Genomic DNA, 5,417 nt, shown 5'->3' with positions numbered 1-5,417 from the left:
GCGCCCCCTAACCAAAGAAACGACGGGGTGGGGGCCAGCGCCTACGGCGCCGCCCGCCTCCATCAATTGACCAGAGCTAAAGACTCGGGTCCTATTGGGGCGACAAGTATTCTGACACGGGGGGCAGCTTGGCCGGGAGGATTGATGTGTTGCGGCGCATGTTTTTGTCCCATGGAGAGCCGCTCATGCGGCTTTGAGCTGTTGGTCAGGCTCCGTCAATGCGCCACCCAGCGCGTCAACCACGGCGGCCAACAGCTGGGCGAACTCGCCGGTCATCAGCATGAAGTCGCCATCGAAGCGTTCGTCGTCGTTCTTGCCGGCGGCGTCAGTGTCTTCCTTGAGCACGTCCAGGGGGGCGATGCGCTTGATGGTGAGGTTTTCGGTCAGAACGAACGACACCTTGTCCGCCCAGGTGAGGGCCAGGCGAGTGCACTGCTTGCCGGTCTCGACGTGCCGGCGCAGATCGTTTGCTTCGAGCGTGTGGCGAACGTAACGCACGGTGGCCTTGCTTTCAGCAGTCGAACGCAGCTCGGTATCCTGGTCGACGGTGAACCCCTGTGGGGCCTCATCGGAGACCACCCAGTCGGTCATAGCCGCGACCGGCGAGATCTGCGTGCGCAGGCTTTCGAGCGGGAATTTGGGTACAGCCTTGAACAGCAGCTTCAGCACTTCCTCTGCTTTTGCCGGCGATGCCGCGTCGACCACCAGCCAACCATTGACGGGATCGATCCAGGCGAATGTGCTGCGCAGGATGCTGAACGCGCGGGGCAGCAGTTCGTCGGTGACTTGCTCCTTCAGTTCCTTCATCTGCTTGCGGCCGCAGGCGAAACCTTGTTGCTCTTCCAGCTCCGCCGCACGTGCTTTGGCGACCTGATTGATCACCGACGCCGGCAGCAGCTTCTTTTCGGTGTCCAGCTGCAGCAGATACTGGCGATTCACGATGTGGACCAGGTCACCATTCGGTCGCGGCGGTACCCAGCCTTGAGACTGCATTTCAGCGCTGGTGCACGCAGTGAACTGTTGTGCGGAGAGATGCCCGGCCAGCTGCTCGGCCGATACGGGCCACGGCGCGGGCAGGCGGTATATCTGCAGGTTCTTGAACCACATTTTTGATTCCTTAGCGATTGGAGAAAGGGAGGGCCGCCCCGGCAGGAGCCGGAGCGGTCTAGCGATGCGCTTACTGGTACTTGGCCATGCGGCGCTGCACCGGGTCCATGTCCAGTGCGAGGGCCATCCCGATGAAGGGAATGTCATCGTCCATATCCGAGAAATTCGGAGCGGGCTGCGCACCGCCGGCGCTGCCGCGCGAGGCCGGCGGCCGTTCGTTGTCTGGCTGCTGCTTGGAGCCCAGCATCTGCATGGTATCGGCGATGATCTCCGTGGTGTAACGCTCGACGCCTTCCTTGTCGGTCCACTTGCGCGTGATCAGCCGGCCCTCGACGTAGATCTGCGATCCTTTCTTCACATACTGGCCGACGATCTCGGCCAGCTTGCGGTAGAACGTGATGCGGTGCCACTCGGTGAGCTCTTTCTTTTCACCGGTGTTTTTGTCTTTCCAGGTTTCGGTGGTAGCCACGTTGATGTTGGCCACGGCATCACCGTTGGGCATGTAGCGGACTTCCGGATCACGGCCCAGGTGACCGACGATGATAACTTTGTTGACCGATGCCATTTGGTGCTCCTATTTGAAGTTGAGTTGAACTACTTGATGTGAAGTGACATCAGGCACGTGCCCTGAGCTTCGCCAGCACGTTCTTCATGTGCTGCGTCGAGGCTTGGGCGGAAAGCGCTTGATCTTCGGCGCTCTCGGGAACATCGCCCATGAGACCTATGAACTGGGAGACCTTGAGCCCCAGTGCTTCCTGCATTTCTGGATCAGTGCCCTGATCACTGACCAGGTAGTAGCAGAGGACGGAGTCGCGCTGGCCATCTCGGTGGGCGCGATCTTCTGCTTGGCTGTGAATTGCCGGCGACCAATCAAGCTCTGCGAAGACGACGACGCGGGCGCGCTCCTGCAGGCCGTCAATGCCGGTGGCCGAGCGAAGAGACACAATGCAAAGATCGGATTGACCGGTCCGGAACGCTTCCTTGGATGCCCATTTCTCGGTGGCGGACTGACGACCGCTGATACAGACAGGCTTGAACTCGGCCAGCTGCGAGGTCAGCTGATCGAAAACGTCGTGGTGGTGGGCGAAAGCCAGCGTCGGTTCACCCGCTTCAAGGAGCCCTTTAAGAAACGCAACGACGGAATGAACCTTGGCAAGGCCGGTGGCGCGGCGGATCTCAGCAAGGGCCTCTAATTCAGCGCGGCCGCGCGCAAGTACGTCTTCCAGCTGAACTGCTCCCTTGGCCAAGGCCACTGCATGTTGGATCAGCTGATTGAACAGCCCCTCGTTCGAGTCGAGCCGCTCGACCACCCGCCGTTTTGCCGGTAACTCCTGGAGTACATCTTCTTTGCGTCGACGCAGGATCAAGCCTTCCCTGCGCAGATGCGCGCCCAGCACCACGGGATCCTTGACCGTGTCGTTCCCATATCCATTGCACCACTCACGCGTGAACGAATCCCAGTCGCCCAGGCAGTGGTACTCGATGATGTTCAGGACGTTCCAGATTTCGCCGCCATGGTTGTAGATCGGGGTGCCGGATAGGCCGATCACCGCGTCTGCGGCACCGGCCAACTCGCTGGCGGCCGAATATTTCTCTGTGCGTGAGTGGCGTAGCTCCTGGATCTCGTCGAAAATGATGCGCCGGATGCCGACCGCCAGCAGTGCCTGCCGCCAGGCGCGTAAAAGAAGGTAATGGCACACGTATATGTGCGCCGCCGGCAGGGGATATGGCTTCGTTCCGCGGATCACATGCACTGTGATTTTCCCGGCCGAGAAGAGGGGCCCAGCATCGCCACCATCGGTATCCAGAAACGCTGGGATCTTGTCCATCCAGTGCATGACCAGGTGCGGAGGCGGGACAACCAAGGCAGGCCAGGCCTGCTCTGTCGCGAGATATGCCAGAGCCTGAACCGTCTTTCCCAGCCCCATTTCGTCCGCCAGTAGGGTCCGACGGTGCGTCAACATCCACGGAAGGCTTTCCTGCTGGAAGGGCTTTAGCTTCCCCATGAACTGGACACCAGGCAGCGCCGTCACAGGGGAGGCCAACAACTGCTCCTTGCGAGCAGCGTATTCGCAGGCCTCCTGGTAATCCCGTTCGAAAGTGCCTTCGTCCTCGATGTGAAGCGGCCACCGCTGCAGGAACCAGACCAAGTCACCGAAGGCCCTGCGGTTGGCTGGAAACTTCGCAACACCAGCTCCACGCCCTTCTGCTCCTGGGAATAGCCGCTTGGCCATGACAGCGACCTGCGGGTCGCCCTCGATGAGCCAATAGGCTCCATTGTTGTCAGAGATCTTGCGCAGCTGGCCGAAGGTATGCGCCGCTGGCATTGGTCGATGCAGGTATTGAGGCAAGGGGGCATTCACAGCGCGATCCCCCACGAAGCATTCAAGCTGATGCAAGCGATAGGCTTGTCGTGCAGTTGCTGCGGCAAGGGAACGCTGCGCTCCAATACGACGACCACGCCAAGGACATGCTCGATGGACGCGTACCGTGCCACTTGCTGGAGTAGCGCGACGCGAGGTGGGCGGTCCTTCTTGACCTCTACGACAATCCCCCGGATCCAGAAATCGGCGCGGGATCGCGAGCCCAGATTGAATTCGCGACGAAACGGAACGCCGGCGCGTGAAAACGCGTTGGCGATCTCCACACAGATCTCTTCTTCGGAGCCACCGGCTTTGCTCAGACGGATCGTTCTCAGAGCGGCGACCACAGTGGCCATCTCCGAACTTGCGCCCCCTTGCTTCTCAATGGCGCTCATCGATTGCTCCCAACTGACATCAGGCCTGGATGCATCGAGAAGCCATTGGCATCTCGGAAGAGTTCGGCCGCGCCACGGATATACTGCAACATCCATTCGGTGACCAGCCACCGGCGGCCGAGTCGTTCGGCGGCAAGGCCGGTCCTGATTGTTCCTCCGAACGAGTCCACGACCAGGTCGCCGGGCCTGGTCAACAGTTTGATGAAGAACTCCGGAATATCGGTTGGCTGCATCGCACCATGAATGGGCAGACCGAGGCGCTTGGCGTGTTCCCGATATGCGCGAGTGTCGGCGCAGTTGTGGCCGCGCTCAATGACATTCCTCGGGATTTTGCCCTCCGTTACGCGCCCAAACGACTCCGGCCTGAGTCGGTACGCGCCATCGCCATAGACTGCAGTGCGCTGCGCGCCACCCGCCTGCATCAACGCCATATGGCGCTCAGAATGAGCCTGCAGGACCCTCCTGTTATCCGCGATGACGCGCGTTGGGTCGTTCGTGAACCAGTAGATCGGTTCGTATGCGGACGTGAGCTGCACTCGCTGAACGCATGCCCAGTACGTCGGGCCAGGCGGCTTGCTGTAGTTCACCCATGGAAGCCTTTCCATGAGCCAAAGTCCAAGCCGCTTTCGCAACGCAAGGACCAACTCCTCCAAATACGTAGAGCGCGCCGGCGACTTCGACATGAATATGTCGTTGCTCAGGTTCAGCACGATGCTGCCGCCGGGCACCAGGTTTGCAACGACCGGTTCAATTGCTTTGCAGGCGAAATCAACAAATGCGCTTTCGTCCGGATTGCCGTAAGCACGTGGTGTGCGGAGCGGATATGGAGTCGAGGAGAAGTAGAGCGTGATCTTCTCCTGCAGGTGTGGAATAACGCTCTCGCCGCGTGCCCAGACGGCGACGCCCAGATCCGTGCTGAACGCAACCAGCTTCACGTCCGGGAGAGCTCGGTCGAGGTCTCGGCCGGCTGGTTCGGTCAAGCGCCAAATCCCGCGCTCGCCCGGTACACGCTCGATGACCTTCAGTTGCTTGAGCGTCTGTTGGAACCAGCGAATTCTGCGGGTTGCCGGCTTGAACAGCGGGCCGTTCTCGCCAAGATGGCGCTTCGCGTGGAGATCGGCGTCGCTGATCTCGGCGCGTGCGGCCACAATCGCATAGAGATCGGCGTTCGACAGCGTGCCACTTGGCGCGTCGACGTAAGCGGAAGTGATCTGCGAGAAGAGATCCAGCTGAGCACTGTTCTTCATCATTCCGGTGTCTCCTCTGGCGTCCCGAGGCCAAGGTAAGTGCGCCAGTGGATTACCTCGCCATCGACGAGGAACCCCCACCAGCGACCGGTGCGTTTGGTCGAGTAGAACACCAACGTCAAGGCCTGATCTTGCCCCCGTTTCACGGACACCCCTATAAGCGATTAAGAGGCTGTTGCGAAATTATTTTAAAAGTTGTTTTAACCGGGTCCAGCAAATCAAGGCGCAAGCCAATGACAGGAAGGCTTCGTGGATATGAGCATAGCGTTCGTAACGAATCTTCAGGCGCCGAAACGAGTGCAGCC

Annotated in this window: 5 protein-coding genes and 1 pseudogene; all 6 read right to left on the bottom strand. The window is 60.2% G+C overall.

All coding sequences use genetic code 11. The features are described 5' to 3' along the window. Nucleotides 1–183: 183 nt before the first annotated feature. Complete coding sequence (locus GAK38_RS23295; protein WP_325347265.1) at nucleotides 184–1,107, bottom strand: recombination-associated protein RdgC; 924 nt, start codon at nucleotides 1,105–1,107, stop codon at nucleotides 184–186. A gap of 70 nt (nucleotides 1,108–1,177) precedes the next feature. Then, the gene (gene ssb, locus GAK38_RS23290; RefSeq protein WP_325347264.1) at nucleotides 1,178–1,672 is read right to left on the bottom strand and encodes a single-stranded DNA-binding protein; all 495 of its coding nucleotides are present in this window, start codon (nucleotides 1,670–1,672) and stop codon (nucleotides 1,178–1,180) included. A 49-nt stretch (nucleotides 1,673–1,721) separates the two neighbouring features. Then, nucleotides 1,722–3,458, bottom strand: a complete 1,737-nt coding sequence (locus GAK38_RS23285; protein ID WP_325347263.1) for a DEAD/DEAH box helicase — start codon at nucleotides 3,456–3,458, stop codon at nucleotides 1,722–1,724. Nucleotides 3,459–3,466: 8 nt separating this feature from the next. Continuing rightward, nucleotides 3,467–3,865 carry a hypothetical protein gene (locus tag GAK38_RS23280; RefSeq protein ID WP_325347262.1) on the bottom strand — a complete coding sequence of 133 codons (399 nt, stop codon included), beginning with the start codon at nucleotides 3,863–3,865 and terminating at the stop codon, nucleotides 3,467–3,469. Further along, nucleotides 3,862–5,115 carry a DNA methyltransferase gene (locus tag GAK38_RS23275; RefSeq protein WP_325347261.1) on the bottom strand — a complete coding sequence of 418 codons (1,254 nt, stop codon included), beginning with the start codon at nucleotides 5,113–5,115 and terminating at the stop codon, nucleotides 3,862–3,864. Before GAK38_RS23275 ends, GAK38_RS23280 begins: the two co-directional genes overlap by 4 nt. 180 nt (nucleotides 5,116–5,295) lie before the next feature. Continuing rightward, nucleotides 5,296–5,417: pseudogene (locus GAK38_RS23270) on the bottom strand (IS5/IS1182 family transposase); the annotation flags it as partial.

This window comes from Xylophilus sp., from assembly GCA_009914555.1.
Classification (GTDB): Bacteria; Pseudomonadota; Gammaproteobacteria; order Burkholderiales; family Burkholderiaceae_C; genus WNDY01.
The sequence above is the reverse complement of the archived record's forward strand: the minus strand, read 5'-3'. Positions and strand labels throughout refer to the sequence as shown.